Source organism: Methylobacterium sp. E-066, from assembly GCF_022829635.1.
In the GTDB taxonomy this organism is placed as follows: Bacteria; Pseudomonadota; Alphaproteobacteria; order Rhizobiales; family Beijerinckiaceae; genus Methylobacterium.
Genome location: NZ_JAKSYO010000033.1, coordinates 36,278 through 61,833, shown reverse-complemented (window position 1 = coordinate 61,833; position 25,556 = coordinate 36,278). Strand labels below are relative to the sequence as shown.

General features: G+C 69.5%; 28 protein-coding genes. 18 read left to right on the top strand and 10 right to left on the bottom strand.

The genetic code is table 11. The features are described from left to right. Nucleotides 1-90: 90 nt before the first annotated feature. The gene (locus tag MKL20_RS02475) at nt 91-351 is read left to right on the top strand and encodes a hypothetical protein (RefSeq protein WP_244035344.1); all 261 of its coding nucleotides are present in this window, start codon (nt 91-93) and stop codon (nt 349-351) included. Between the two features lie 15 nt (nt 352-366). Here the strand turns inward: MKL20_RS02475 and MKL20_RS02470 are convergent, their stop codons facing one another. Next, complete coding sequence (locus tag MKL20_RS02470; protein WP_244035343.1) at nt 367-555, bottom strand: Rmf/CrpP family protein; 189 nt, start codon at nt 553-555, stop codon at nt 367-369. A gap of 30 nt (nt 556-585) precedes the next feature. Further along, nucleotides 586-1,506: a 50S ribosomal protein L11 methyltransferase gene (locus MKL20_RS02465; protein WP_244035342.1), complete on the bottom strand. Its 921-nt coding sequence runs from the start codon at nt 1,504-1,506 to the stop codon at nt 586-588. A gap of 278 nt (nt 1,507-1,784) precedes the next feature. Between MKL20_RS02465 and MKL20_RS02460 the strand changes: the two genes are divergently transcribed. The 4 genes from MKL20_RS02460 to modB all read left to right on the top strand — a co-directional run bounded on the left by MKL20_RS02460 (nt 1,785) and on the right by modB (nt 3,922). Further along, complete coding sequence (locus MKL20_RS02460) at nt 1,785-1,928, top strand: hypothetical protein (RefSeq protein ID WP_243968759.1); 144 nt, start codon at nt 1,785-1,787, stop codon at nt 1,926-1,928. Between the two features lie 37 nt (nt 1,929-1,965). Then, nucleotides 1,966-2,283 carry a hypothetical protein gene (locus MKL20_RS02455; RefSeq protein ID WP_244035341.1) on the top strand — a complete coding sequence of 106 codons (318 nt, stop codon included), beginning with the start codon at nt 1,966-1,968 and terminating at the stop codon, nt 2,281-2,283. Nucleotides 2,284-2,401: 118 nt separating this feature from the next. Beyond that, nucleotides 2,402-3,211 carry a molybdate ABC transporter substrate-binding protein gene (gene modA / locus MKL20_RS02450; RefSeq protein WP_244035340.1) on the top strand — a complete coding sequence of 270 codons (810 nt, stop codon included), beginning with the start codon at nt 2,402-2,404 and terminating at the stop codon, nt 3,209-3,211. An 18-nt stretch (nt 3,212-3,229) separates the two neighbouring features. Next, on the top strand, nt 3,230-3,922 hold the full coding sequence (gene modB, locus MKL20_RS02445) for a molybdate ABC transporter permease subunit (protein WP_244035339.1): 693 nt from the start codon (nt 3,230-3,232) through the stop codon (nt 3,920-3,922). A gap of 39 nt (nt 3,923-3,961) precedes the next feature. On the opposite strand, the gene MKL20_RS02440 is transcribed toward modB, so the two are convergent. Next, entirely contained in the window at nt 3,962-4,618 is a 657-nt protein-coding gene (locus MKL20_RS02440) for a glutathione S-transferase family protein (protein WP_244035338.1), read from the bottom strand. Between the two features lie 65 nt (nt 4,619-4,683). Between MKL20_RS02440 and modC the strand changes: the two genes are divergently transcribed. The 3 genes from modC to MKL20_RS02425 all read left to right on the top strand — a co-directional run bounded on the left by modC (nt 4,684) and on the right by MKL20_RS02425 (nt 8,004). Further along, a complete protein-coding gene (gene modC / locus MKL20_RS02435; protein ID WP_244035337.1) occupies nt 4,684-5,790 on the top strand; it encodes a molybdenum ABC transporter ATP-binding protein in 1,107 nt (368 codons plus the stop codon). A 163-nt stretch (nt 5,791-5,953) separates the two neighbouring features. After that, entirely contained in the window at nt 5,954-6,358 is a 405-nt protein-coding gene (locus MKL20_RS02430; protein ID WP_244035336.1) for a TadE family protein, read from the top strand. Beyond that, nucleotides 6,355-8,004: a TadG family pilus assembly protein gene (locus MKL20_RS02425; protein ID WP_244035335.1), complete on the top strand. Its 1,650-nt coding sequence runs from the start codon at nt 6,355-6,357 to the stop codon at nt 8,002-8,004. The genes MKL20_RS02430 and MKL20_RS02425 overlap by 4 nt, the downstream gene beginning before the upstream one ends. 400 nt (nt 8,005-8,404) lie before the next feature. Here the strand turns inward: MKL20_RS02425 and MKL20_RS02420 are convergent, their stop codons facing one another. Next, the gene (locus tag MKL20_RS02420) at nt 8,405-9,007 is read right to left on the bottom strand and encodes a PAS domain-containing protein (RefSeq protein ID WP_244035334.1); all 603 of its coding nucleotides are present in this window, start codon (nt 9,005-9,007) and stop codon (nt 8,405-8,407) included. 526 nt (nt 9,008-9,533) lie between these two features. Between MKL20_RS02420 and MKL20_RS02415 the strand changes: the two genes are divergently transcribed. The 4 genes from MKL20_RS02415 (at nt 9,534) to MKL20_RS02400 (ending at nt 12,355) form a co-directional block, all read left to right on the top strand. Continuing rightward, nucleotides 9,534-10,433, top strand: a complete 900-nt coding sequence (locus MKL20_RS02415; RefSeq protein ID WP_244035333.1) for an alpha/beta hydrolase — start codon at nt 9,534-9,536, stop codon at nt 10,431-10,433. 10 nt (nt 10,434-10,443) lie between these two features. Next, nucleotides 10,444-11,223 carry an AraC family transcriptional regulator gene (locus tag MKL20_RS33115; RefSeq protein ID WP_244035332.1) on the top strand — a complete coding sequence of 260 codons (780 nt, stop codon included), beginning with the start codon at nt 10,444-10,446 and terminating at the stop codon, nt 11,221-11,223. A 104-nt stretch (nt 11,224-11,327) separates the two neighbouring features. Further along, nucleotides 11,328-11,795: a DUF1348 family protein gene (locus MKL20_RS02405; protein WP_244035331.1), complete on the top strand. Its 468-nt coding sequence runs from the start codon at nt 11,328-11,330 to the stop codon at nt 11,793-11,795. A gap of 26 nt (nt 11,796-11,821) precedes the next feature. Further along, a complete protein-coding gene (locus tag MKL20_RS02400; protein ID WP_244035330.1) occupies nt 11,822-12,355 on the top strand; it encodes a TetR/AcrR family transcriptional regulator in 534 nt (177 codons plus the stop codon). A gap of 9 nt (nt 12,356-12,364) precedes the next feature. Here MKL20_RS02400 and MKL20_RS02395 read toward each other — a convergent pair whose 3' ends face one another. The 4 genes from MKL20_RS02395 to MKL20_RS02380 all read right to left on the bottom strand — a co-directional run bounded on the left by MKL20_RS02395 (nt 12,365) and on the right by MKL20_RS02380 (nt 16,387). Continuing rightward, nucleotides 12,365-13,525: a M20 aminoacylase family protein gene (locus MKL20_RS02395; protein ID WP_244035329.1), complete on the bottom strand. Its 1,161-nt coding sequence runs from the start codon at nt 13,523-13,525 to the stop codon at nt 12,365-12,367. Next, a complete protein-coding gene (locus MKL20_RS02390) occupies nt 13,522-14,790 on the bottom strand; it encodes a GNAT family N-acetyltransferase (protein WP_244035328.1) in 1,269 nt (422 codons plus the stop codon). The genes MKL20_RS02395 and MKL20_RS02390 overlap by 4 nt, the downstream gene beginning before the upstream one ends. 326 nt (nt 14,791-15,116) lie before the next feature. Further along, nucleotides 15,117-15,554 carry a hypothetical protein gene (locus tag MKL20_RS02385; RefSeq protein ID WP_243968790.1) on the bottom strand — a complete coding sequence of 146 codons (438 nt, stop codon included), beginning with the start codon at nt 15,552-15,554 and terminating at the stop codon, nt 15,117-15,119. Next, entirely contained in the window at nt 15,551-16,387 is an 837-nt protein-coding gene (locus MKL20_RS02380; protein WP_243968792.1) for an ArsA-related P-loop ATPase, read from the bottom strand. The genes MKL20_RS02385 and MKL20_RS02380 overlap by 4 nt, the downstream gene beginning before the upstream one ends. Nucleotides 16,388-17,443: 1,056 nt before the next feature. On the opposite strand from MKL20_RS02380, the gene MKL20_RS02375 reads away from it, so the two are divergent. Then, nucleotides 17,444-18,496 carry a hypothetical protein gene (locus tag MKL20_RS02375; RefSeq protein WP_244035327.1) on the top strand — a complete coding sequence of 351 codons (1,053 nt, stop codon included), beginning with the start codon at nt 17,444-17,446 and terminating at the stop codon, nt 18,494-18,496. Nucleotides 18,497-18,503: 7 nt separating this feature from the next. Here MKL20_RS02375 and MKL20_RS02370 read toward each other — a convergent pair whose 3' ends face one another. Continuing rightward, nucleotides 18,504-19,235: a MarC family protein gene (locus MKL20_RS02370; RefSeq protein WP_244035326.1), complete on the bottom strand. Its 732-nt coding sequence runs from the start codon at nt 19,233-19,235 to the stop codon at nt 18,504-18,506. Between the two features lie 51 nt (nt 19,236-19,286). Beyond that, a complete protein-coding gene (locus tag MKL20_RS02365) occupies nt 19,287-20,021 on the bottom strand; it encodes a methyltransferase domain-containing protein (protein WP_244035325.1) in 735 nt (244 codons plus the stop codon). Between the two features lie 183 nt (nt 20,022-20,204). Between MKL20_RS02365 and gloB the strand changes: the two genes are divergently transcribed. From gloB to sucD, 5 genes are all read left to right on the top strand, one after another. Continuing rightward, a complete protein-coding gene (gloB, locus tag MKL20_RS02360; protein ID WP_244035324.1) occupies nt 20,205-20,981 on the top strand; it encodes a hydroxyacylglutathione hydrolase in 777 nt (258 codons plus the stop codon). A 302-nt stretch (nt 20,982-21,283) separates the two neighbouring features. After that, nucleotides 21,284-21,901, top strand: a complete 618-nt coding sequence (locus MKL20_RS02355; protein WP_244035323.1) for a TetR family transcriptional regulator — start codon at nt 21,284-21,286, stop codon at nt 21,899-21,901. 424 nt (nt 21,902-22,325) lie between these two features. Then, nucleotides 22,326-23,288 (top strand): malate dehydrogenase, encoded by a 963-nt coding sequence (mdh, locus tag MKL20_RS02350; protein ID WP_244035322.1) that lies wholly within the window; start codon nt 22,326-22,328, stop codon nt 23,286-23,288. A gap of 115 nt (nt 23,289-23,403) precedes the next feature. Further along, nucleotides 23,404-24,600 carry an ADP-forming succinate--CoA ligase subunit beta gene (sucC, locus tag MKL20_RS02345; protein ID WP_092041743.1) on the top strand — a complete coding sequence of 399 codons (1,197 nt, stop codon included), beginning with the start codon at nt 23,404-23,406 and terminating at the stop codon, nt 24,598-24,600. Nucleotides 24,601-24,602: 2 nt separating this feature from the next. Next, on the top strand, nt 24,603-25,487 hold the full coding sequence (sucD, locus tag MKL20_RS02340) for a succinate--CoA ligase subunit alpha (protein ID WP_244035321.1): 885 nt from the start codon (nt 24,603-24,605) through the stop codon (nt 25,485-25,487). The last annotated feature ends 69 nt before the right edge of the window (nt 25,488-25,556 follow it).

Sequence of the window (25,556 nt, the reverse complement as noted above, 5' to 3'; positions counted from 1 at the left end):
CATCGTGAGATCCATAGACGAAGCCATAACCTAGGGTTTAGCATCGCGGACAATCTTATCACGCCCGTTCTTTGCCCTATCTTCCCAGTCATGCCACGCCGCGTCTTCTACCGGATCAGCGACAGACCCGACGGCCTCTTCGACGCCATCACCACGATCGAGCCCGACACCGTGATTCGGCGCGACGGTTTCGGCTCGCTGGCGGAGGCCGAGGAGTGGGTCGACGGTTTGCGCGTCCTGATGGCGGCGTTGGGCGCTCCGGTGGCGCAGAGGGATAACGCGGAAGGCCCGGCTGTCGAGACGGCGCCGGAGGATTCAGCCTTGTTCCGGCAGTTGCGGACCGCGCGATAGGGCGCGCCCCGCCGATCAGGCGTCCGCGATCGGCAGATCCCGGGCGCGGCCGGTTGGGACGCCGTCATAGCCCTCCAGCCAGGCGATACGGGCCGGCGACGCCGCCGGATAGGGACAGGCATCCTTGGGCCGGCCTCGGGCCCGAGCCTGCGCGCCCTCGGTGATGGGATCGGCGAGCGGATCGTGGTGCGGCGGCTGGCTCATGCCCGGGCAATGCGCGGGCCGGGCGCCGGTTCAGCGGCGGGGCCGCTTCGCCGCACCGCCGCGGGCCAGGACCAGGGCGACCCAGCCCTCGATCAGGCCGTGCCGCACGAGGTGGAAACCCTGGTGGCGATAGGTCGAGAGCACCCCCGCCACGTCGCGTTCGATCAGCCCGGACAGGACCAGTACCCCCGCGGGGGCGACCACCCGGGACAGGGTCGGGGCAAGGCGCCGCAGGGGTCGCGCCAGGATGTTGGCGAAGACGAGGTCGAAGTGCCGCGGCCTGTCCGCGAGCCGGTGGCGCACGCCCGGCCCTTCGTAGAGCTTGAGGTAGGGTCCGAGACCGTTGAGACGCGCGTTCTCCCGGGCGGTGCGCACCGCCTCACCGTCGAGGTCGCCGGCCACCACCGGCTGCCGCAGGGCCTTGGCGGCCGCGAAGGCCAGGATCCCGGTGCCGGTGCCCACATCCAAGACATGAGCCGGCCGCCGCTGCTTCAGTTCGGAGACCAGGGCGCGCAGGCAGCCGAGGGTGGTGCCGTGATGGCCGGTGCCGAAGGCGAGGGCGGCCTCGATCTCGATCGGCAGGTCGTTGCCGCGCACCGCGTCGCGGTCGTGCGCGCCGTGGACAAGGAAGCGGCCGGCTCGGACCGGATTGAGCCCCTCCAGGGAGGTGCGGACCCAATCCTGCTGCTCGATGGTGCGGAATTCGGCGACGTCCGCTTCGTCCCCGATCACCGGGCGGATCAGGTCGCGGACGTAATCCTCGTCCGGCGCGTCGGCGAAATAGGCTTCGAGCCGCCAGGTGTGGCCATCCGCATCCTCGAACGCCGCGACGGCGGTCTCGGTGGGATCGAACATCTCGCCCAGCAGATCCGTCATCGCCCGGGCCGACCGCTCGTCGGTCGTCAGGCGCAGGATGTGAGTCGGGCGGTGGGGCGGCAGACCTTCGAGCATGATGCCGGGCTGTAGCCCCGGAGCGCGCCGCATCACAGGGGCAGACGCGAAAAATCCGCATCCGGTGCCCCGATCTCGCGGCGCCTGAGACCAGGATTGCTGATTTGTTGCTGCTGCGACACATCTAACAATCGGCGCGCCGAAAACGATTTAAATCAGTTTCCGAGCACAATTTCTCTGATTACAACAGTCTCGGCCTCCCCAAGGCTAGACCCTCAACTCTGGCGCGCCGATCTTCGTGAACCGGCGCGCCCGTTTTGATCAATGACAGCCCCCCCATGAACTCATCCCTGCTCGTCAGCGTCGCCGTCACCCTCACCACGACCCTCGTGGTCACGCTTTGGGCCGTCCTGGTTGCGACCGGGATGACGCCGGCGCCCGATACCGAGACGCGTGAGCGGCGCGACATTCGGACCTGGTGAGCCAGAAATCCGGATTCGCGGCGGGGACCGCCCAGGAATGCGGCAGGATGTCTGCGCGTTAACCACAGAATCCACCGATTGCCTGCGGAACCGGCGACAGGAGCCGGCGTTTTTGCCGGCTTTCGCCAGAGGCGTGATCGAGCAGGGTGCGTACAGCGTGACCAAGTCCAGGCGTTCCGGACCGCGCGGACCCGTCGTCGTCAACGATGGCGCCGTCCGTCCTTCACCGCGCGAGCGGCTGTTCGGCGGTCCGGCGCCGGACGGCCCGTTGCCGGGTCGTCTCCTTGTCCTGCTGAGCCAGCTGCACCGCGCCGAGGCGGCGCCACGGGAGCGCCGGGAGACGCCGCACACGTGAACCCAGGAGGCCGTCTGGGCCGACAGCCTGAACGGCGCTTGGTCCGCGGGGGCGCCCGTCTTAAGGTCGATCGCGAAGGCGGCCGGCCGACGGGTCGCCCCACGGGATGCCCGAGCCGATGCGACACACCCGACGGATCTGGACCCTGCTCGCCGTGCTGGCCCTCGTGTCGGCGGCCGGCCCGACCCGAGCTGCCGATTCGGTGGTGGTCTTCGCGGCGGCGAGCCTGAAGAATGCGCTGGACGACGCGGCTGCCAGTTGGACGAAGGAGACCGGCGAGACTGCCCGGATCTCCTATGCGGGCTCGAACGCGCTCGCCAAGCAGATCGAGGCCGGGGCACCGGCCGACCTGTTCATCTCTGCCGATCAGGCCTGGATGGACTATGCCGAGAAGGCCGGCAGCCTGAAGCCGGGCTCGCGCGTCGACCTCCTGCGTAACGCCCTGGTGCTGATCGCGTCCGGCCCGAAGAACGCTGGTTCCGATCCGCAAGTCGCCCTGGCGCCGGATCTCGGCTCGACGCTCACCCGGATCCTCGGCGGCGGCAAGCTGGCCATGGCCACGATCGACGCCGTCCCGGCCGGGAAATACGGCAAGGCCGCCCTGGAGAAGCTCGGCGCCTGGGACTCCGTGAAGGGGCAGGTCGCTCAGGCCGAGAACGTCCGTGCCGCCCTGTTGCTCGTCGCCCGCGGCGAAGCGCCCCTGGGCATCGTCTACGCCACGGACGCGGCCGCCGACCCGAGCGTCCACGTGGTCGCGACCTTCCCGTCCGACAGCCACCCGCCGATCGTCTATCCGGCAGCCCTCCTCAAGGATTCGGCCAACCCGGATGCCGCCGCCCTGCTGACCTATCTGCGCGGCCCGGCAGCCCGGGGCTTCTTCGAGCGTCAGGGCTTCACGGTGGTCGAGAAGCCGGGCGTCAGCCAGTAGCCGCCCGCGCCCACGGCCTTGCTCGGCCTGCCCCCCGACGCCTGGACGGCCGTCGCCCTGAGCTTGCGGGTGGCGAGCGTGGCGACGCTCGCGAGCCTGCTGCCCGGGCTCGCGGTGGCGTGGCTTCTGGCGCGGCGCCGGTTTCCCGGCCGGGCGCTCCTCGACGGGCTGGTCCACCTGCCGCTGATCCTGCCGCCGGTGGTGACCGGCTACCTGCTGCTTTTGGCGCTCGGCCGGCGCGGCGTCCTCGGCAGCGCGCTCGCAGAGATCGGCATCGTCTTCTCGTTCCGCTGGACCGGGGCGGCCCTGGCCTGCGCGGTGATGGGCTTCCCCCTGATGGTGCGGGCGATGCGGCTGTCGATCGAGGCCGTCGATCCCCGGCTCGAACAGGCTGCCGGCACCCTCGGGGCCGGCCCGCTCGCCGTGTTCCTCACCGTCACGCTGCCGCTGAGCCTGCCGGGCTGCATCGCGGGCGCCGTGCTCGCCTTCGCCAAGGCGATGGGCGAGTTCGGGGCGACGATCACCTTCGTGTCGAACATCCCCGGAGAGACCCAGACCCTACCCTCGGCGATCTACACGCTCACCCAGGTCCCGGGCGGGGAAGGGCCGGCCCTGCGCCTGACCCTGATCTCGGTCGCCCTGTCGGTGGCGGCCCTGCTGGTCTCGGAGTTCCTGGCGTCCCGCGTCGCGCGCCGGCTGAGGGCGGATTGAATGGCGGCCCGATCGACCGCGTGCTGGCGTGACCGCCACTCAGGCATAGGCGTAGGGGCCGCCCCGCTCCAGGGCCTTTCGGTAGGCCGGGCGGGCATGGATGCGCGCGAGCCAAGCCGTGACCTGCGGCCCGGTGCCGGTTCCGCGGGCCGCGAAGGCTTCCAGAGGGAAGCTCATCATGATGTCGGCGGCGGTGAACGTCTCGCCACAGACATACGGCCGGTCGGCGAGTTCCTGCTCCCAGAACGCCGCGTGCCGCCGCAGGTCCGGATCGACGAAGTTTTTGAGTACCGTCTCGGCGACCCGGCGAACCAGGGGCCGCAGCGCCCAGGGGCTCCCCGGCGCGAGGCGCGAAAAGACCAGCTTGAGCAGCAGCGGCGGCATGGCCGAGCCCTCGGTGTAGTGCAGCCAATAGGTGTAGCGCGCGCGCTCGGGCGTTCCCGGCGCGGGCACCAGGGCGCCCCCGGCCCGGTCGGTGAGGTAGGTGACGATGGCGCCGGTCTCGGCCACCACGATCCCGTCCTCGGTGATGACCGGCGACTTGCCCAGCGGGTGGACAGCCACGAGTTCTGGCGGCGCTCGCATGGTCCGCTTGTCGCGTTCGTAGCGCTTCACCGTGTAGGGCAGGCCGAGCTCTTCCAGCAGCCAGAGCACGCGCTGCGAGCGGCTGTTCTCGAGATGGTGGACGGTGATCATCGTGCGCGCTCCGTGGCGGGTGCCAACGCGCATCGCCGCCGCCCGTGCCGCCGGGGGCGAATCGCATGAGCATCGAGGTCGACCTCAACCTTCGGCGCGGCGCCTTCAGCCTGGAGGCGGCGTTCGAAGCTGGGCCGGGACTGACCGCCCTGTTCGGGCGCTCGGGCTCCGGCAAGACGACGCTGATTGACCTGATCGCCGGGCTGGCCCGGCCGGATCGCGGCCGGATCGTCGCCGACGGCGCCACGCTGGTGGACAGTGCGGCGAGGATCTTCCTGCCGCCCCACCGGCGCCGGGTCGGGGTGGTGTTCCAGGATGCGCGGCTGTTCCCGCATCTCAGCGTGCGGAGCAATCTCGGCTACGGCCGCGTCTTCGGGCGCCGGCCCGCCGACCCGGCCGGATTCGCCGCGGTGACCGAAATGCTCGGGATCGGCCATCTCCTCGACCGGAGGCCCGCGGGCCTGTCCGGGGGCGAGCGCCAGCGGGTGGCGATCGGGCGGGCGCTGCTCGCCAAGCCGCGCCTGCTGCTGATGGACGAGCCGCTGGCGGCCCTGGACGAGGCCCGGAAGGCCGAGATCCTTCCCTATATCGAGCGCCTGCGCGACGAGGCCGGCGTGCCGATCGTCTATGTCAGCCACGCGGTCGCCGAGGTGGCGCGGCTCGCCACCACGGTGATCGTGCTGGAGGCGGGGCGCGTGGCGGCATCGGGTCCCGCCGAGGCGATCCTGCGGCGGGCCGACCTCGTGCCGGTCCATGAGGCGGAGGCGGGTGCGCTCCTCGACATGGTCGTCGGCGGGGCCGATCCGGAGACCGGACTCACCCGGCTCATGGGCCAAGCCGGTCAGCTGCTGGTGCCGGGCCTGGGCGCGCGTCCGCTCGGGACCCGGCTGCGGGTGCGGATCCCCGCCCGCGACGTGCTGGTGGCGACCGAGCAACCCCGGGGTTTGAGCGCACGCAACATCCTGCCCGGCCGCATCGCGGCGCTGACCCCCGGCGGCGCCGAGGTGGCGGTGGAGATCGATTGCAACGGCGCGCTGATCGCCGCCCGCGTCACGGCGGTCGCGGTCCGCGAGCTGGGCTTGGCGCCGGGGCGCCCCGTCCACGCGGTGATCAAGAGCGCCGCCTTCGCCCCATCGGAGATCGGGACGCTGCGGCCGGCCGTGGACATCTGACATCCGGTATTCGGCTCGAAACACTGGAATTCAGACAAACACTACAACCATTGATTAGAAAATCGATGCGACCATGGGTTGTGACGCTGCCCAGGCGGCGTGCGTTCCGGAGGGCGTTTCGATGGGCTGGGTCCAGGTGCTTCGGCGAAACGGACGCTCCGGCTTGGGCTCCAGAAGCGGCAGCTCGGCGGTCGAATTCGCCCTTGTCGCGCCGGTGGTGCTGATGCTGTTTGCCGGCATCACCGCCTTCGGCATCTGCCTGGGCGCGGCCCACAATCTCCGCCAGATCGCAGCCGAGGCAGCCCGCGCCTCCATCGCCGGTGTCACCGATACCGAGCGCGCGACCCTGGCGCAGACCATGGTGACCCGCAGCCTCAGCAGCGGCGCGATGTTCCGTCCGGACAGCATCAAGGTCACGGTCGGCCCCGATCCGAACGATGCGACGCTCTACACCGTGACCGTGACCCTGGATGCCAACTCGTTGGGCATCAACGTCTTCTCCAAGCTGATCCCGATGCTGCCCACGGTCTTGCGCAGCAGCATCAGCGTCCGGAAGGGCGGCCTGTGACCGGATGGCGGGCCGCCATCCGGGCGCGGCGCTTCGGCCGGGCCCAGGGCGGCAACGTCGTGATCCTGGTGGCGCTCGGCAGTTCCCTGCTGATGGGCGCCGGAGCCGTCGGGATCGATCTCGGGCAGGTGTTCCAGGCGCGGCGCAAGGCGCAGGGCGCGGCCGATATCGCCGCGATGCTGGCGGCCGTCGACCCGACCAAGGCGGACACGGTCGCGCGCCGTTCCCTGGTCGATAACGGTTTCGACCCGGCGCGCGCGACGGTTGCAACCGGCGGCTACGATGCCAGCACCCCCAACGTCGCCCCGGGCAGCCGTTTCAACTCTGGCGCGAGCCCAGCCAACGCCGTGCGGGTCGGCTTGTCGACCAATGTACCGGTGACCTTCGGCCGGGCGATCGGCTTGCCGGGCAGCGTGCCGATCCGGGTCACCGGCACCGCCGCCAGTGCGCAATTTGCGGCGTTCACGATCGGCTCGGGCACCGCGGCCCTGAGCGGCGGCATCGCCAACGCCGTTCTCGGCGCGTTGCTCGGAGCCAAGCTGTCGCTGGGCGTCGGCGACTACAACGCGCTGGCCGGCGCCCATGTCGACAGCCTGCGCGTCCTCGACGCGCTGTCGGCGAGCCTCAACCTGCAGGCGGCGAACTACACCGACATCGTCAAGGCGAATGCCAGCGTCGGCCAGTTGCTGATGGCAATGCGGGTCGCCGCGCAGGGCAATTCCGCCGCGGTCTCGGCCCTCTCAGGTATCCTCAACGCGCTGCCGAATGCGGGCAACCTCGTACCGGTCGGCCAGGTCGATGCGCTGGGCGATGTGGCGGCCCTGGCCCCTGGGCGCGGCCTGGCCGGCCCGTCGCTGAGTCTGATGGACCTCGTGGCTGCCACCGCGTCGCTCGCCAACGGGCAGAACCAGGTGGCGATCGATCTCGGAGCCACCGTGCCGGGGCTGCTCTCCACCCGGCTGACCCTGGCGATCGGCGAGCGCCGCCGCAGTTCCGGCTGGGTCCGGCCCGGCAGCCTGAACGCCACGGTGAAGACCGCCCAGACCCGGCTGCTGATCGAGGCCACGGTCTCGGCCCCGCTCGGCCTCGGGACCGTCTCCATACCGATCTATGCCGAGGTCGCCTCCGCCCAGGCGACACTCCGCACGCTCACCTGCTCGGGGGCCAGCGGCGGCCGCCAGGCCACCATCGAGGCCCAGACCGGGCTCGCGACCCTCGCCATCGCCGCGGTGAACCGCGCCTCGATCAACGGCGGTACGACCAGCCCGGACCTGTCGCAGCCGGCCGTGCTGATCGCGCTGCCGCTGGTGAACATCGGCGGCCGGACGGTGACGAATATCGGCACGAACACGCAGACGCTCACCTTCACGGATGCCGATATCGCCAACCACACCGTGCGCACGGTGTCGTCGACCAACGTCGCACAGTCGCTGACCGGCAGCCTGCTGGGCAATCTCAGCCTCAACCTGAACGGCTTCGGCCTGACCCCGCTGCTCCAGACCTCCCTCGCGACGACGCTCAGTCTCGCAGCCGCGCCCCTCGATCTGGTGCTCAACGGCGTCCTGCAGAGCCTCGGCCTGCGGATCGGCTATGCGGATGTCGAGATGGACGGCACCCTCTGCAGCCAGGCCGTGCTGGTGCAGTGACTGAGAGCGCTCGCCGCCGACGTGGATACCGGTTCGGCGTCAGCAAGCGCGTTCAATCAAGGACTTAAAGCCAGCCCTTTCGAGGTGTTTGGATAGGGTCGCGTTCGAGACGTTTCGCCAACCGGATGCATCCGTCTCCGCTTGCCGCCAACACGTTAAAAAAGGGGCGCTTTCCCCTCCTCCTTGCGGGGAGGGGTCAGGGGTGGGGGTGGTGCAGAATCAAGCGTTACGGTGTCTTCTGCACCACCCCCACCTCCAACTCCTCCCCGCAAGGGGGAGGAGAGCGCGTCGCGTCTCCCCTGAAGCGCTGCGCCAAACACCTTGAGAGGGCGGGAACGGCTCTGGCGATCCGGCTTCGGGCCGGGTCGCTCCACGCCGCGAGACGCCGGCTTCCGACCCCTCAGTGACCGCGCCGGCCCCCGTCGCCGGCGGGCGTCTTGGCGATGCTCTGCCCAAGGCGCAGCAGCAGCATATCCACGAGGAGTTGCAGCTCCGAATCCGCCACGCCGTCGAGGGCATCTCGGCACTCGAGGGCCCGGTCGATCGCCACCGAGAGCGCGTCCAGGGGCTCGACGCGCGCCGGAGCATCCGCCTCGTCCTCGCGCCGATCGTCGGTCACGTCGATGATCAGGCCGTGCCCGGTCCGCCGGCTCGACGCGCTCGCCGGCACCCGGCCGCGGTCGAGGATCCAGCGGACCTGACCGGACGGCGACAGCGTGCGGTACTCGGCCACGAACAGGCCGCCGCGCTCGCACACCGCCTGGAAGTGGCGCACCACGGCGGGCCGGTCCTCGGGATGGATACAGGATCGGGCGATCTCCAGGGGGATCGGGCGGCCGGCGAGGCCGGGATCGCCCGCCAGCACGTCCGCGGCGCCGGCATCCAGGATGCAGCGATCGGAGCGGGGCGACCACGACCAGGCACCGATGACGCCGGAGGCGTCGAGGGCCGCGGGCAGATCGACCGGCAGGCCGCGCGTGCGCTTGATCGCGTCGACAACCATGGGCGATCTCCGAAACCGGCGTGCCCCTCGCACGCATCTTTCGTCGCTATACAACCCATGATGGAATTAAGAGGTGGTTAACTCAACACCGCAACCTAGCTTCTGTGCAGGTCATTCTACTGACCGAGAGAGACAATTTCGGCCGATCGGAGGGCAGAATTGCCTGTTCTATCTGATCCGCAAACGCGTGTAGGTTGTACTTTCTGGCGAGGCTTCAGCCGATCTGCGTGATGAGGGTAAACGCCCCGAACGCCAGCACCGCGCCGACGACGACAGCGAGCAGGATGAGCGCGGCCCGCGATTCCCGTATTTCCGGCGCCATAGGCCTCCCCGATCGTCCTGCCCGCTTCGGCGGGTCATGGTGCGCGACTTTGAACGTCAAAGTCGCACCGATCGGCTTGCCTGTCGACGGCGGGGGATCGAGCGGAACGGCGCGTTGGCCGATACGAAGCGGCTTTTGACCGGTTCCGCGGTGCCGACCTATGGACGATCCGGCACGATGCCCCGGTGTTTCAGGGAGCGACCGATGCGAAGCGATGTCGAGTTCCGTTCGGAGGGTCGGACGCTGCGCGGCTGGCTCTACGAGCCGGACGTGCAGGACGGTGCGACGCCCGCCGTGGTGATGGCTCACGGCTTCTCGGCGGTCAAAGAGCAGTATCTCGACCGCTACGCGGAGGTCTTCCAGGCGGCGGGCTTCGGCGTCCTGGTCTACGACCACGCCCATTTCGGCGCCAGCGAGGGCTTGCCCCGGCAGGAGGTCGACCCGGTGCTGCAAAGGCGTGGATACCGGGACGCGATCAGCTTCGCGCAGACGATCCCGTGGATCGATCCCGCGCGCATCGGGATCTGGGGCACGAGCTACAGCGGCGGCCATGTGATCGAGGTGGCGGCGATCGACCGCCGGGTCCGCTGCGTGGTTGCGCAGGTGCCGTTTATCAGCGGCGCCCTCTCGGCGCAGCGCCGGACCCGATCCGATCTCGTCCCGGCCCAGCTGCGCCGCTTCGAGGCGGACCGCGCCGCCCGGTTCCGCGGCGAGGCGCCGGCCACGCTGCCGGCGGTGTCGGCCGATCCACTCCAGCCCTGCGCGATGCCGGGAGCGGACGGTCACGCCTTCTTCATCGGCACGCACGACTTTGCGCCGACCTGGCGAAACGAAGTGACGCTGCGCAGCGCCGAACTGTCCCGCGAGAACGAGCCGGGCGTACATATCGCCCGGATCAGCCCGACGCCGCTGCTGATGATCGTCGCCGAGGACGATCGCCTGACCGCCACCGATCTGTGCCTGGAGGCCTATCAGCGCGCCCTGCCGCCCAAGAACCTCGTGATGGTGCCGGGCGGCCATTTCGACCCGTACCTCCAGCACTTCGACCGCACCAGCATCGCCGCGCGCGATTTCTTCGTCGCCCATCTCGGCGCGACCGCCTGACCATCCGGCCGTGCTCGGTTCCCCCTGTTTCCGCGACCCGAAGGTCGTCTGCGTTGCGTGCGACTACCCGGATGGCGGGATCGTCGGCCCGCATTGTCACGCCCGCGCGCAGCTGATCTACGCCACGGCCGGCGTGATGGAGATCCGCGCCGCGGGCAGCCTGTGGCTCGTGCCGCCGCAGCGGGCGCTCTGGGTCGGGGCCGGGATCGATCACGCGCTGCGCGCCCGCGGCGCGGTCTCACTCCGGACCCTCTACATCGCCGACCATGCCGTGCCGGCGACCCTGCCGGCCGAACCCACAAGTCTCGCGGTGACGCCGCTCCTGCGCGAGCTGATCCTGCGGGCGATCCAAGGCGCCGGGGTGGTCGACGAGGACGGACGGCAGGGCCGCCTGCTCGACGTCCTGCTCGACGAGGTAGCCGCGCTCCCGCATTGCCCATTACGCCTCGCTATGCCGACCGATCCGCGGCTCCAGCGCGCCTGTGAGGCCGTCCTGACCGATCCCGGCGGCCGGCAGGACATGGCGGCGCTCGCCCGGATCGCCGGAGCCTCGCCACGGACGCTGGCGCGGCTGGCGGAGCGGGATCTGGCGGTTCCGTTCTCGGTCTGGCGGCAACAGGCGCGCGTCCTGGCCGCGCTGCCCATGCTGGTCGGCGGCGGCTCGGTGACGGAAGCGGCCCTCACGTTGGGCTACGACAGCCCCAGCGCGTTCGCATCCATGTTCCGGCGCATGATCGGCGCCGCGCCCGCCGCCTACCGGGCCCGCAACGCGGATCCAGCGCCGCCATGATCGCGGATGGCGTCAGGCGTCCATCACGGGCGCCATTCCCGTTGACTTGGCAAAGCCACGCGTCCAAGTTTGTACCGATCGGTACAAACAGCGAGGACACGCCCATGTCGGACCGCCCGCCCTTTCCGCCCTTCACCGCGGAGACCGCTACCCAAAAAGCCCGGATGGCCGAGGATGCCTGGAACGGGCGCGATCCCGAGCGGGTGTCACTCGCCTATACGCCGGACAGCGTCTGGCGGAACCGCAGCGAGTTCCTGACGGGGCGCGAGGCCATCGTGGCGTTCCTCCAGCGCAAATGGGCGCACGAGCGCGAGTACCGGCTGATCAAGGAGCTGTGGACCTGCGGCGGGGACCGGATCGCGGTGCGCTTCGCCTACGAGTGGCACGATGCGGCCGGGCAATGGTTCCGCTCGTACGGCAACGAGAACTGGGAGTTCGACGCGCACGGGCTGATGCGCCGCCGGATCGCCAGCATCAACGACCTGCCGATCGCCGCCTCCGACCGGAAATTCCATTGGCCGCTCGGCCGGCGCCCCGACGATCATCCGGGCCTGAGCGATCTCGGCCTCTAGCCGCGGTGACGACGCGGACCGAGACGGTGCCGGCGCTTGCGGAGGTCTTTCGCGAGCACGGCTACGAAGGTGCCAGCCTGGCGCTGATCAGCCGGGCGACCGGCCTGGGCAAGGGCAGCCTGTATCACCTGTTCCCGGGGGGCAAGGCCGAGATGGCGGCTTGCGTGCTCGCCGAGATCGACGCCTGGTTCGAGGCCAACCTGTATCGCCCGCTGCGCGCGGCGGAACGGCCCGAGACGGCCATCTCAGACATGTTCGAGGCCGTTCAGACCTACTTCCGGTCCGGGCGGCGGGTCTGCCTCGTCGGCGTCCTGGCGCTCGGCGGCGGCCGCGACCTGTTCGCCGAGGCGGTGCGGGGCTACTTCGTCCGCTGGGTCGCCGCCCTGGACGACGCCCTGCGACGCACGGGGCACGACGCGGCGGCGAGCGCGGCGCTGGCGGAGGAGGTCGTCGCGCAGATCCAGGGGGCGATCGTGCTGGCGCGGGCGCTCGACGAGCCGGCGGTCTTCACCCGCGCGCTGGCCGCGCTGCAGTCACGGATCGCGACCGCAGCGGGCTGAGGCCGCGTCTTAGGCGGCGGTGCGGCTCTCGACCATCCGGGCCAGGAAGGCGCTGCCGATCGGGATGACCGAATCGTCGAAATTGTAGCTGGCATTGTGCAGGCCCGGACCGGGGTTCGAGCCGAGCCAGACATAGGCGGCCGGCACCGCCTGGGCCATGTCGGCGAAATCCTCGCTGCCCATCTTCGGGGCCGCGTTCGCCTCGACCTGGTCGGGCCCGAGGAGCTCGGTTGCCACCGCGGTGGCGGCGGCCGCCTGTTCGGGCGCGTTCTCCAGGACGGAGAACTTGTCCTCGATCTGGACCGTGATCTCGGCGCCGTAGGCGGCCGCGAAGCCCGCGGCGAGCTCGCGCATCCGGGTCCCGGCGAGCGCCCGCAGCTCCCGGTCGAAGGTGCGGATCGTGCCCGCGAGGTGCGCCGTCTCCGGGATGACGTTGTAGGCGGAGCCGGCCGAGATCCGGGTGATCGACAGCACGATCGACTTCAGCGGGTCGGCGTTGCGCGAGACGATCGATTGCAGCGCCTGGGCGAGCCCGGTGGCGATCACGATCGGGTCGATGCCCCCGTGCGGATGGGCGGCGTGGGCGCCCTTGCCGCGGATGTTGATGTCGAAGAAGTCGGCCGCCGCCATGAGCGGCCCCGGGCGCAGCTTGATCCGCCCGGGGCCGCCGCCGGGCTGGTTGTGCAGCCCATAGATCTCGTCACAAGGGAAGCGCTCGAACAGCCCGTCCTTCAGCATGGCCCGGGCGCCGCCGCGGCCCTCTTCGGCGGGCTGGAACACGAAGACGGCCGTACCGTCGAAGGCGCGGGTCTCGGCGAGGTAGCGCGCGGCGCCCACCAGCATCGTGGTGTGGCCGTCATGGCCGCAGGCGTGCATCTTGCCCGCATAGGTGGAGCGATAGGGGAGGTTGGTCTCCTCCTCGATCGGCAGGGCGTCCATGTCGGCGCGCAGGCCGATCCGGCGGCCGTTGTCGGTGCGGCCCTTCAGGAGCCCGACCACGCCGGTGCCGCCGACGCCGCGATGCACCTCGCAACCGTACTGCTCCAGAAGGTCGGCGACGATGCCGGCGGTGCGAACCTCCTCGAAGCCGAGCTCCGGATGGGCGTGCAGGTCGCGGCGCAGGGCCGTCAGCTCATCGGCATAGGTCTTGATATAGTCGATCGGGCTCATGTGGTCGGGCTCTCGGGGGACGATGACGTGGACGGCGCCGCATCCTCGCAGACCGCGTCCGCCTCGGTGCGCCGGAACGGCGTGAGCGTGTCGAGGACGTCCACCGCCTCGGCGACGTGGGCGCGCTCCCGCTGCAAGTAATCGGCCACCGCCCTGCGGAAAGCCGGGTCGGCGATGTCGTGGGCGGAGTGCATCAGCACCGGCCGGTAGCCGCGGGCGAGCTTGTGCTCCCCCTGCGCCCCGGCCTCGACCCGCTTCAGGCCGCGACGGATCGCGAAATCGATCGCCTGATAGTAGCAGACCTCGAAATGCAGGAACGGGTGGTCCTCGATGCAGCCCCAGTTTCGCCCGTAGAGTGCCGTGTCGCCGATCAGGTTGATCGCCCCGGCGATGTAGGCGCCGTCCCGGCGGGCCATGATCAGCAGCACCCGGTCGGCCATGCGCTCGGACAGGAGCGAGAAGAACCGGCGGTTGAGGTAGGGGCGCCCCCATTTGCGTGCGCCCGTGTCCATGTAGAAGGCGTAGAACGCGTCCCAATGGGCCTCGGTGATGTCGGCGCCGGTGAGGTGCTCGACCGTGATCCCGGGCGCGAGCGCGTCGCGCCGCTCCTTGCGGATGGTTTTTCTTTTTCGGGACGCGAGGGCATTCAGGAAATCGTCGAAGCTGCCGTAGCTGGCGTTTTCCCAGTGGAACTGCTGGTCGGTGCGCTGCAGGAAGCCCGCGGCCCCGGCCCGGTCCCACTCGGCCTCGCGCATGAAGGTGACGTGGATCGAGGACGCCTTGGTCTCGCCCCGCAGCGCCCGCAGGCCGGCCAGGAGGCCGGCGGTGGCCTCGTCCGGATCGGCGCCCGGGGCGATCAGGAAGCGCGGGCCGGTGACCGGCGTGAACGGCACGCTCACCTGAAGCTTCGGGTAATAGGAGCCGCCGACCCGCTCGTAGGCGTCGGCCCAGCCGTGATCGAACACGTACTCGCCCTGGCTGTGCGACTTCAGATAGCACGGCGCCACGCCGAGCAGCGTGCCGTCACGCTCCACGGAGATGTGGAGGGGCAGCCAGCCGGTCTTGCGCGAGACGCAGCCGGAATCTTCCAGCGCCGACAGGAAGGCGTGCGAGACGAACGGGTTGTGGGTCTCGTCGCCCGCCGCCAGGGTCTCGGGGGAGAACGCGCAGGCGTCCCAGGCCGCTGCGCCGATCTCCTTCAAGCCGGTGATCGCCCGCACGGTGAGCGTGGGGGTCTCCGGCGCCGGCCCGGGTGCTTGCTTCATGGGCCCAATCTAGCCGGGGCAGCCGGACGAGCAAGCGGGCGGATGCGCGCGGCTGCCATGGCAGACTTGTCAGATGGGCGGCGGCGTCACACCCTTCGGTTTGCCGGAGCGATCGGTGTCGATGAGGGTGAAGAAATCGGCACCGCAGCGGACCGTTCTGCTCGGTCATCCTGCCGGTCATCGCGGCGGATCAGGCCCCGCACACCTCCTCGCTCAGCTGTCAGCAGCTCGAAACAGCAGCCCTGGGCAGAGGCTCCATTTTTACGAACGGGCGTAATGTGAGGCGCCCCGCCGCTTGGTTCATCACGGCCGTTCAACGTCGATCATCAGCGCGCCAGCCCCGGCTGGGGTACGCTGGGCGCCCGGCGCTCGATGGCCTGCAGGGCGGCGGCGATGCGGGCCTCACCGACCGCGTATTGATGGGAGAGGTTCGCGAGGCTGAGGATGATCCACACGCTCCCCAGCACGCTCGCCACCACCACGCCGAGGAGGACGTAGACCGTCCGGGTGTTGCGCCGCACTTCCATCGACAGGTCGTGGACGAGTTCCCGGTTGCTCTGAGAGAGCGAATCTCTCGAAGCGACCAGCTCGTTGTGCATCTCGCTGATGACGTGGGTGGCGTTGTACAGCAGCAGCAGGTGGACGACGAAGTCGTCGTCCGTGGTGGTGTTGAGAGCGGCCGCGACGCGCACGGCGAGCTGCCGCTCCCAAGGCAGGAGCTCCCGGCCGTGAACCGTCCGGTAGAACCGCTCGAGGTTGTTCACGGACGGAAGGCCTCGCGCCAGGCCGTGTGGAAGTTGCGCCGCAGGCGCCGCGCCTCGACGCGCAGGCGCATCGGCGCGGTGGTGGCCAGCTCCAGCCAGGTCGTGTGCTGGATCCGCAGCGCCTCGATCAGCCGCTCGCCGATCCGCTCGATCTCGGTGGCGCGGAAGTTCGGCTGCGCTCGCAGCTGCCGGACCACGTCGGAGGCTTCCAGATAGTCGAAGTTGGTCGCCTGGGCGGTGTTCTTGGCCAGGATCGCCCGGTCGGCTTCGAGCAGCAGCGGCCGCAGTTCGCGCAGCACGTCCAGGGCGGTGGGATCGACGGCGCCGGCGGCCACGACCACGCAGAGGCGGATCTTCTCCTCGCGGCAGCTCTCGACGATGATCTCGGTGCTGCGCCGGGTCGTCTCGGTGTCGCCGGCCGGGAAGTCGACCACCACGAAGCGCTCGGCGGCGTCGGACACGCGCTCGATCAGGTCCTGGACCAGGGTCGGGTCGACGCGCCCGGTGGAATCTTCCGCGCGCAGGCGCTGCCGGAAGGAGGACACGCCCGGACGGCGCGGCACGAAGTTCTGGCTGCCCGGCTCCGTCTCCCGCATCAGCGCCGTGTGGAAGTGCCGGTTGGCCGGATCGGTGTCGATCGCCAGGACCGGGCCGACCTCGGCGGCGAGATCGGCGATCTGCAGGGCGATGGTCGTCTTGCCGACGCCGCCCTTGCCGCCGAGGCACAGGATCAGGACCTTCGTGTTCCCCGGCCCGAGGAGATCCTGCTGGATCTCCTGAAGCTCGGTCGGGCTGTACCAGGCCGGAACCTTGAGCTGCGTGGCGTCGGTCATCAATGAGTCTCCTTGGCTTGATGGGCGCAGGCCGGCGTCCACGCGTGCGGTGCTGCGGCGCGCGGGCAGGGTCCTGCAGGGGTGTCAGGGTTCGTGGGGTCGGTCCGCGGGGATCCGGTCCCGCGACGGCGCCCGGGGGCCGACGACGCGGCTGCGCGCAAGAGGGCAGGGGCCCCTCAAGCCGCCGATCCGATCGCGCGCCGGAGATCGACGCCGCCGGCCGCCGCGATCCGGGACCCACCGCGCCGAAGCGGGCCGAGCCCGGACCGACGGGAGGCCAGGGCCGCGTATGGCCGCGGGATGATGCCCCGGCCGGGCCTCACGCCGGGCAGGCCGGAAACCGGAAACGTCGCCCTCTTCACAACTTGCACTCCGTTGCGGGCTCGGTGCCGCGGCGAGACCCGATCCGGTCTTCGTCTCGCCAGCGTCGCGCAGGGCCGAGAGTTCGCCCAGCTGAAGGCGATAGGCAAGCCTCAGAGCAAAGATGTTGACAGCTTATCCGCTGTTATGATCGCCAAACAGGAGAATCATTTCCATAAAACTTTCGCGTCACAGCCGCATCAATTGCCAGAATGAACAAATTTCCGATCGATATGCATCGTAGATGACTTCAGAAAGCTCTGATAAACGCACGTCGAAGACGAATAATCATCGATTCAACTGAGATTGCGATCCGGCCTTCGAGACGGGGCGCTCACACCATTGGCGGTAGCGCATTCCGGGCCGATCAGCGGCGTCTCGGGTGGCCGGCAATGAAAATCCGGCCGCGGACCGCAGCTGGCGCAACCTGAGACGGCGGCGCGACGTGCACCGTCAGGTTCTTCTCGGATCGCGGCACCCATCCGCGGCCGCCTGCCGAACGCGCGATCAGACGCGGTCCGTCAATCCTGAAGTCAGGCCGCGAATCCGCGGGTCAACTGGAATTCGGCCGTTTTCGAGCGAAATCCACAGCGTTAACCTTCCACTCATATTCGTTAATAAACCATTGGCGAAGAGCCTATTAATCTATCTAAATAGGCCGGTAACCACGGTTCGACATGCACCGGCGAGGCTCCGATGCTAGCATTCAAGACTAAGCGCGCTCCCGCCGGATACGCCCTCGCCGTGGCAGGGGTCGCAAGCCTCGCGGCCACCGGGGAGGCCCAGGCCCACGTCAAGTGGTTCTGCGCCTACGACGTCGCCGGGCAGCCGCAGGGCCTGGAGCAGGTGCTCTGCACGAATTTCGAGGGGCTGACCGTGCTTGCCCTGGTGTGCCTGATGTTCGGGTGCCTCGCCGAGGGCACGCCGCTCGGCGGCGCCCTGCTCAACGCCCTCGACCGGGTGACCAGCCGGATCCGGACCGACACCGAGCTGCTGGTCCGCGCCACCCTCGGCTTCTTCTTCGTCTCGCTCTGGGACCTGGGCGGCATCATCTTGACCCCGGAACTCAAGACCGACGTCGCCTGGATCCCGTGGTTCCAGCTGGCGCTCGCCGCCTGCCTGATCTGGCGGCGGACCATGCCGCTCACCGGGCTCGGCATCGTCTTCCTGTTCAGCTTCGCCACCGCGCAATACGGCGTGTTCCACCTCGCCGACTATCCGATCTTCCTCGGGGTCGCCGTCTACCTGATCTGCCGCGGCCTCGACCTCGCGCCCTTCGACATCCGCCCCCTCGACCTCGTGCGCTGGACCGCCGCGATCACGCTGATGTGGGCCTCGATCGAGAAGTGGGCCTATCCGGAATGGACCGCGCCCCTGCTGGCCGCCAAGCCGCAGATGACGCTCGGCGCCACCCCCGAGCTGTTCATGCAGGCCGCCGGCGTCATCGAGTTCACCCTGGCCTTCGCGCTGCTCTGGACGCCGCTGGTGCGGCGCGTCGCGGCGATCATCCTGGCGGCGATCTTCGTTTCGGCGGTGTTCGAATTCGGCAAGGTCGACGCGATCGGACATTCCGGGATCATCGTGGTGCTGCTCGCCATCGCCGCCGACGATGTCCGGATGGCGGTCCGCGCCCGGCACGTGGTGCTGGCGCCGGCCTGGTACGGGGCAGCCCTCGCGGTCTTCCTCTTCCTCTACTACGCCGGCCACGCGGCTCTGTTCGGCGGGCTGGGTACGCTGCCGGTGATCTGAGGGTCCGTCATTGCGCCGCGATCAGCGGCGCGAACACGTCGGTCAGTCCGGTGATCAGGATCTGGGTCCCGACGCACAGGAGCAGGAAGGCGAACAGGCGCCCGGTCACCCGCGCCCGGGCCGGGCCGATCAGCGCCACCACCCGGTCGGCTGAGGCGTAGATCAGCGACACCGCCAGGGCCACGACGAGCGCCGAGAGGGTGACGCCGATGAAGAAGCCGAACCGATCCGCGTAGGCGGCGGGCCGGTTCGCCCCCAGGGTGATCGCCACCGCGATGGTGCCGGGCCCGGTGGTGAACGGCAGGGTCAGGGGAAAGAACGCGATCTCGGCGAGCGGTCCCGGCCCCGGGGCACGGCCGGTCTCGATCAGGGTCGTCGAACCGGGATCCTTGGAAACCCGATCCTTCGAACCCGACGCCTCGGCCTGCTTGCGCGCCTCGCGGGCCTCGGGTCGGTTGAGCTGGGTCCAGGCCGAGGACATCACCACGAGGCCGCCCGCGATCCGCAGGGCCGCCAGGGTCACGCCGAAGAAGTTGAGGATCGGCGTGCCGGCCCAGAGAGCGCCGAGCATCACCAGGGCGGCGTAGACCCCGATCTTGCGTGACAGCAGCACCCGCTCGGCATGGCTGTAGGCGCTGGTCACCTGCGCGAAGATGAAGGCCCCGCCGATCGGGTTCACGATCGCGATCAGGCCCGAGAGGGCGAGCAGGAACTGCTGGATGGTGAAATCGATGCTCATCAGGGCTGCCGCCTAGAGCAAGCGGCCTTCGACGACCAGCCGTCGCGCGCGTTAGCCCGGCGACGGGGCGGGCACCAGCACCCGTGCCGGGGCGAGGCGGCGGGCGCGGCGCACCTGCTGGATGGCGATCGGGCGGTAGAGCTGCTTCGTCGCGTGGACCACGTGCAGGCCGGCAAACGGCAGAGCGAGGCCGGAGCCGAGCCGCTCCCAGGCCGGGCCGGTGCGCAGCATCAGCCGCGAGCGCACCGGCGGCATGTACAGGGTCTCGGCCCAGCCCTCCGGGGAGAACAGCGTGTCGCGCATCAGCCGGCCCAGCTGCGAGCGGCTGTAGGGCTGGCCGTGCCCGAACGGCGTCGCCTCGCGACGGGCCCAGACGCCGCGCCGGTTGGGCACCACCAGGATCATCCGGCCGCCCGGGGTGAGCGTGCGCCAGACCTCCTGCAGCAGTTCCGTCGGGCTCTCGACCGATTCGAGCGCGTGGACCAGCACGACCCGGTCGATGGCGGCCTCGGGCAGCGGCATCATGGTCGGATCGGCGAGCGCCGTGCAGGAGCGGCCGGTCCCCGGCCAGTTCACCACCCCCTGCGTCGCCGGCATGAACGCCAGGGTGCGCTCGGCGATGCAGTGGATCGGCCCGAGATACGGCGTCGCGTAGCCGATCCCGAGGACGCGTAGGCCCGAGACCGAACCCAGGAACCCGTGGAGCGCGCGGGCGACGACGCGGTGCGTCTCGGCCCCCAAAGGGCTGGCATAGAAGGCCCGCAGACCGTTGACGTCGAGACGCATGGAGAAACTGGACACCGAGCCCGGGACGACGATCCTAACTCAATGGTAGGCCGCGATGCCCACGGCAAGCATCACGGGATGTTACGCTGACGGAACTCGGCTTGATCGCCGCCGGTTCACGGCAGCAGATTTAGCGCATCGCCGCGCCGTGCGAATCTTCGCGCCTCCTGACGAGGGACTCCGATGGCTCCCGAGACCGAGATTCGAACCTTCCTGTGCCGCAGCGACAATATCGGGGTCCTGATCCGCGACCCCGCCACCGGTGCCTGCGCGGCGATCGACGTGCCGGAGGCCGGCCCGGTCCTGAAGGCCCTGGACGAGACCGGCTGGCGCCTCACCGACATCCTCGTCACCCATCGGCACGGCGACCACATCGAGGGCATCCCCGCGGTGAAGCGCGCCACGGGGGCCCGGGTGGTCGCCCCCGCCAAGGCCGGGGACGCGGTCCCGGACGTGGATGTCACGGTCCGTGAGGGCGACACCGTGCAGGTCGGCGGGCTCAAGGCCCAGGTCTGGGAGACCCCGGGCCACTGCACCGACCACGTCACCTACTGGTTCGCCGAGGCCGGGATCGTCTGCTCCGGCGACACGCTGTTCACCCTCGGCTGCGGCCGTGTGTTGGAGGGCCCGCCCGAGACCCTGTGGCGCTCCCTGCGGCGGTTCGAGGCTCTGCCCGACGCCACGCGGGTGTTCAGCGGCCACGACTACGTCCTGTCCAATGCCCGCTTCGCCCTGGCGGCGGACCCGGAGAACCGCGACCTGATGGCGCGCAAAGCCGAGGCCGAGCGAGCCAAGGCCGAGGGCTGCTTCCTGATTCCATCGACGCTGGGTGCGGAGCGGGCGACCAATCCTTTCCTGCGCGCGAGCCTGCCGACCTTGGCTAAATCAGTCGATTTAGCGCCCGGCACAGATCCGGAAGCGGTGTTTGTTGCGCTGCGCGCGTGGAAGGACCGCTTCTAAGGACGGTGATAACCAAGAAAATTTTGTTGCGTTCTCAAGCCGAACTGACACATACCCTGTGCAAGCGGTACCAACCCGCTAGGTCAACGGGCTCCCGGGGGGAAGCCGTAACGTCAACGCGAAGCGCCGGGACGCTTCCGCCGGTCTGATGGGGGTCCGTCTCGCCCTACCACCTATCCACCTCCCGCCTTCCGCTTCCGTTTCTAAAGCCAGAGTCCGACGGGGCCAAGGAAGAAGCGCTCAGCGTTGCGTCCAAGGTTCCTGGAACCGACGCCACCGAGGCGCTTCGCGACACCGGCGAGGTGGCATCCACCTCGCGTCCCCGCGCGCCGGTTGCGGCCGATGTGCGGTTGCTCGGCATCGCCACCGAGCATCTCTCCCGTCTCGGCCCGAAGCGCGTGACGGTCGTCGCCGTCGCGGCGGAAGCCGGCATGACGCACGCCAACGTCTACCGCTACTTTCCGTCGAAGGACGCGCTCCTCGACGCGGTGGCGGGCCGCTGGCTGCGCGAGGTCGAAGCCCGGCTCGCCGGCATCGCCGACGCGCCGGATCCGGCCGACGACAAGATCGAGCGGCTGCTCACCGCCCTCGCCACGGTTCAGCGCGACGCCCTGTTCGACGAGCCGAACCTGTTCGCGGTCCATCTCGATGCCACGGTCTCGGCCCGGCCGATCGCCCGGCGGCACCGGGTTCGCCTGCGCAGCCTGGTCGAGCGCGTGGTCGAGGAGGGTATCACCTCGGGCATCTTCTCGGCCCGGGACCGGGAACGGGCGATCGCCTACATCTTCGACGCGAGCTATCGCTTCACGCATCCGCTGGCGATCCAGCACGATGCAGAGGTGCCGCGTGACTTGATCGAAGCCCGCTTCGGGGCCGTCATCCACGCGATCCAGAGGGTCCTGCGGTCCGGAATCCTCTAAGGCCAACGGTCCCTTCAGAAAGTCGGCAACACGTCGAAAGGCCCGGATATCGCATCCGGGCCTTTCGCGTTTCAGGGCTCACCAGGGCGGCGCGATTCAGCCCTGCAGGCGGCCACGAAATTCGCGAAATGACAGGCTCTCAGATCTGTCATCTGAGCTTTGCCGCACCGCCGACGCACGGTGCACTGCACCTAAAACCCTCGCTTCATTGGCGTTTCAGTGCCCGGGCCTGCGACATCCGAGCGCTCCCGCGGCCCGAGCGCCCACGTCTGCAACCGCCCATCGGGTTGAAGCGACGAGGCTTTTCGGCCACACAGCCGCGCAGATTCTTGAGCGGCGAATCCCGCGTCGGAGCCGACAATCCAACGGTCCCGGCACCTCGCCGATCCCACCGAAGACGACACGCAGCGGAGGTTGATCCGACATGGCTCGCAACAAGATCGCGCTCATCGGTGCCGGCCAGATCGGCGGCACCTTGGCCCTCCTGGCCGGCCTGAAGGATCTCGGCGACGTGGTGCTGTTCGACATCGTCGACGGCGTGCCTCAGGGCAAGGCGCTCGACATCGCCGAGGCCGCCCCGGTCGAAGGGTTCGACGCGACCTACGCGGGTGCGAGTGATTATTCCGCCATCAAGGGCGCCGATGTGGTGATCGTCACCGCCGGCGTGCCGCGCAAGCCCGGCATGAGCCGCGACGACCTGATCGGCATCAACCTCAAGGTCATGCAGGCGGTCGGCGAGGGCATCAAGAGCTACGCCCCGGACGCCTTCGTGATCTGTATCACCAACCCGCTCGACGCCATGGTCTGGGCGCTGCAGAAGTTCTCGGGCCTGCCCACCAACAAGATCGTCGGCATGGCCGGCGTGCTCGACTCGGCCCGCTTCCGCCATTTCCTCGCGGACGAATTCAAGGTCTCGGTCGAGGACGTCACCGCCTTCGTGCTCGGCGGCCACGGCGACGACATGGTCCCGCTCACCCGCTACTCGACGGTGGCGGGCGTGCCGCTCACGGATCTGGTCAAGCTCGGCTGGACCACCCAGGAGAAGCTCGACGCCATGGTCGATCGCACCCGCAAGGGCGGCGGCGAGATCGTCAACCTGCTCAAGACCGGCTCGGCCTTCTACGCGCCGGCGGCCTCCGCCATCGCCATGGCCGAGAGCTACCTGCGCGACAAGAAGCGGGTCCTGCCCTGCGCCGCCTATCTGGACGGCCAGTACGGCGTGAAGGGCATGTTCATCGGCGTGCCGATCGTCATCGGCGCCGGCGGCGTCGAGCGCGTCCTCGAAGTCACGTTCGACCCGGCCGAGAAGGCGATGTTCGAGAAGTCCGTCGCCTCGGTGACCGGCCTGATCGAGGCCTGCAAGGGCGTCGACAGCAACCTCGCCTGAACAACGGGCGTCACGCGGCGCCGACGCTGCGAATCGGGGACCATGACACGGTCCCCGCGCAGGCCGGACGAACGCTTCCCGCCATTGGCTACTCGCTCCTCATCAAGAGGCCCCGATGAACATCCATGAATACCAGGCCAAGGCCGTCTTGAAGGAGTTCGGCCTGCCGATCTCCCGCGGCGTGGCGATCTTCGATCCGTCGGAGGCCGAGGCCGCCGCCAAGGAGCTCGGCGGCCCGGTCTGGGTCGTGAAGAGCCAGATCCACGCGGGCGGCCGCGGCAAGGGCACCTTCAAGGGCGCCCCCGAGGGCGCGAAGGGCGGGGTGCGGGTCACCAAGTCCATCGATGAGGTCAAGCAATACGCCGGCGAGATGCTCGGCCAGACCCTGGTGACGATCCAGACCGGGCCGGCCGGCAAGCAGGTCAACCGCCTCTACATCGAGGAAGGCGCCCAGATCGCCGAGGAATTCTACCTCTCGATGCTGGTCGACCGCGCCACCGGCGGCGTCGCCTTCGTGGTCTCCACCGAGGGCGGCATGGATATCGAGGCGGTCGCCCACGACACGCCCGAGAAGATCCACACGATCCCGGTCGATCCGGCCACCGGCGTGATGCCCCATCACGGCCGCGCGGTCGCCAAAGCGCTGGGCCTCACCGGCGCCCAGGCCAAGGAAGCCGCCTCGCTCACCGAAAAGCTCTACACCGCGTTCGTGTCCAAGGACATGAGCATGCTGGAGATCAACCCGCTGGTGCTCACCGGCGACGGCCATCTCAAGTGCCTCGACGCCAAGATCTCGTTCGACTCGAACGCCCTCTACAAGCACGCCGACATCGTCGCGTTGCGGGACGAGACCGAGGAGGACGCCAAGGAGATCGAGGCGTCGAAGTACGACCTCGCCTACATCGCGCTGGACGGCACGATCGGCTGCATGGTCAACGGCGCTGGCCTCGCCATGGCGACGCTCGACATCATCAAGCTCTACGGCGAGAGCCCGGCCAACTTCCTCGATGTCGGCGGCGGCGCCTCCGAAGAGAAGGTCACGGCGGCGTTCAAGATCATCACCGCCGATCCGCAGGTGAAGGGGATCCTCGTCAACATCTTCGGCGGGATCATGAAGTGCGACGTCATCGCCCGCGGCGTCATCGCCGCCGTAAAGGCGGTGGGCCTGCAGGTGCCGCTGGTGGTGCGCCTCGAAGGCACCAACGTCGAAGAGGGCAAGGACATCATCCGGGGCTCCGGCCTCAACGTGATCCCTGCGGACGACCTCGACGACGCCGCCCAGAAGATCGTCGCCGCCGTGAAGGGAGCCTGATCATGTCGGTGATGATCGACGCCAATACCAAGGTCATCTGCCAGGGCTTTACCGGCAAGAACGGGACCTTCCACTCCGAGCAGGCCATCGCGTACGGGACCAAGATGGTCGGCGGCACCAGCCCCGGCAAAGGCGGCGCGACCCATCTCGGCCTGCCGGTCTTCGACACGGTCGCGGAGGCCCGCGAGGCCACCGGCGCCGACGCCTCGGTGGTCTATGTGCCGCCGCCCGGCGCCGCCGACGCGATCTGCGAGGCAATCGCCGCTGAGATCCCGCTGATCGTGTGCATCACCGAAGGCATCCCGGTGCTCGACATGGTGCGGGTGAAGCGGGCGCTGACCGGCTCGAAGTCGCGCCTCGTCGGCCCGAACTGCCCCGGCATCGTCACCGCCGGCCAGTCGAAGATCGGCATCATGCCGGCGAACATCTTCCGCCAAGGCTCTGTCGGCATCGTGTCCCGCTCGGGCACGCTGACCTACGAGGCGGTGTTCCAGACCTCGAATGCCGGCCTCGGCCAGACCACGGCCGTGGGCATCGGCGGCGACCCGGTGAAGGGCACCGAGTTCATCGACGTGCTGGAGCTGTTCCTGTCCGATCCGAAGACCGAGTCGATCGTGATGATCGGCGAGATCGGCGGCTCGGCCGAGGAGGAGGCCGCGCAGTTCCTGCGTGACGAGGCCAGGCGCGGGCGCAAGAAGCCCATGGTCGGCTTCATCGCCGGCCGCACGGCGCCTCCGGGCCGCCGCATGGGCCATGCGGGCGCGATCATCTCGGGCGGCAAGGGCGGCGCCGAGGACAAGATCGCCGCCATGGAAGCGGCGGGCATCCGCGTCTCGCCGTCGCCGGCCCGGCTCGGCTCGACGCTGGTCGAAGTCCTGAAGGGCTGAGGACCGCGCGTCTGGGTCGCGGCCGGCGCAGGCGCGCGACCCCCATATCGACGGGACGGGGCGGTCTGC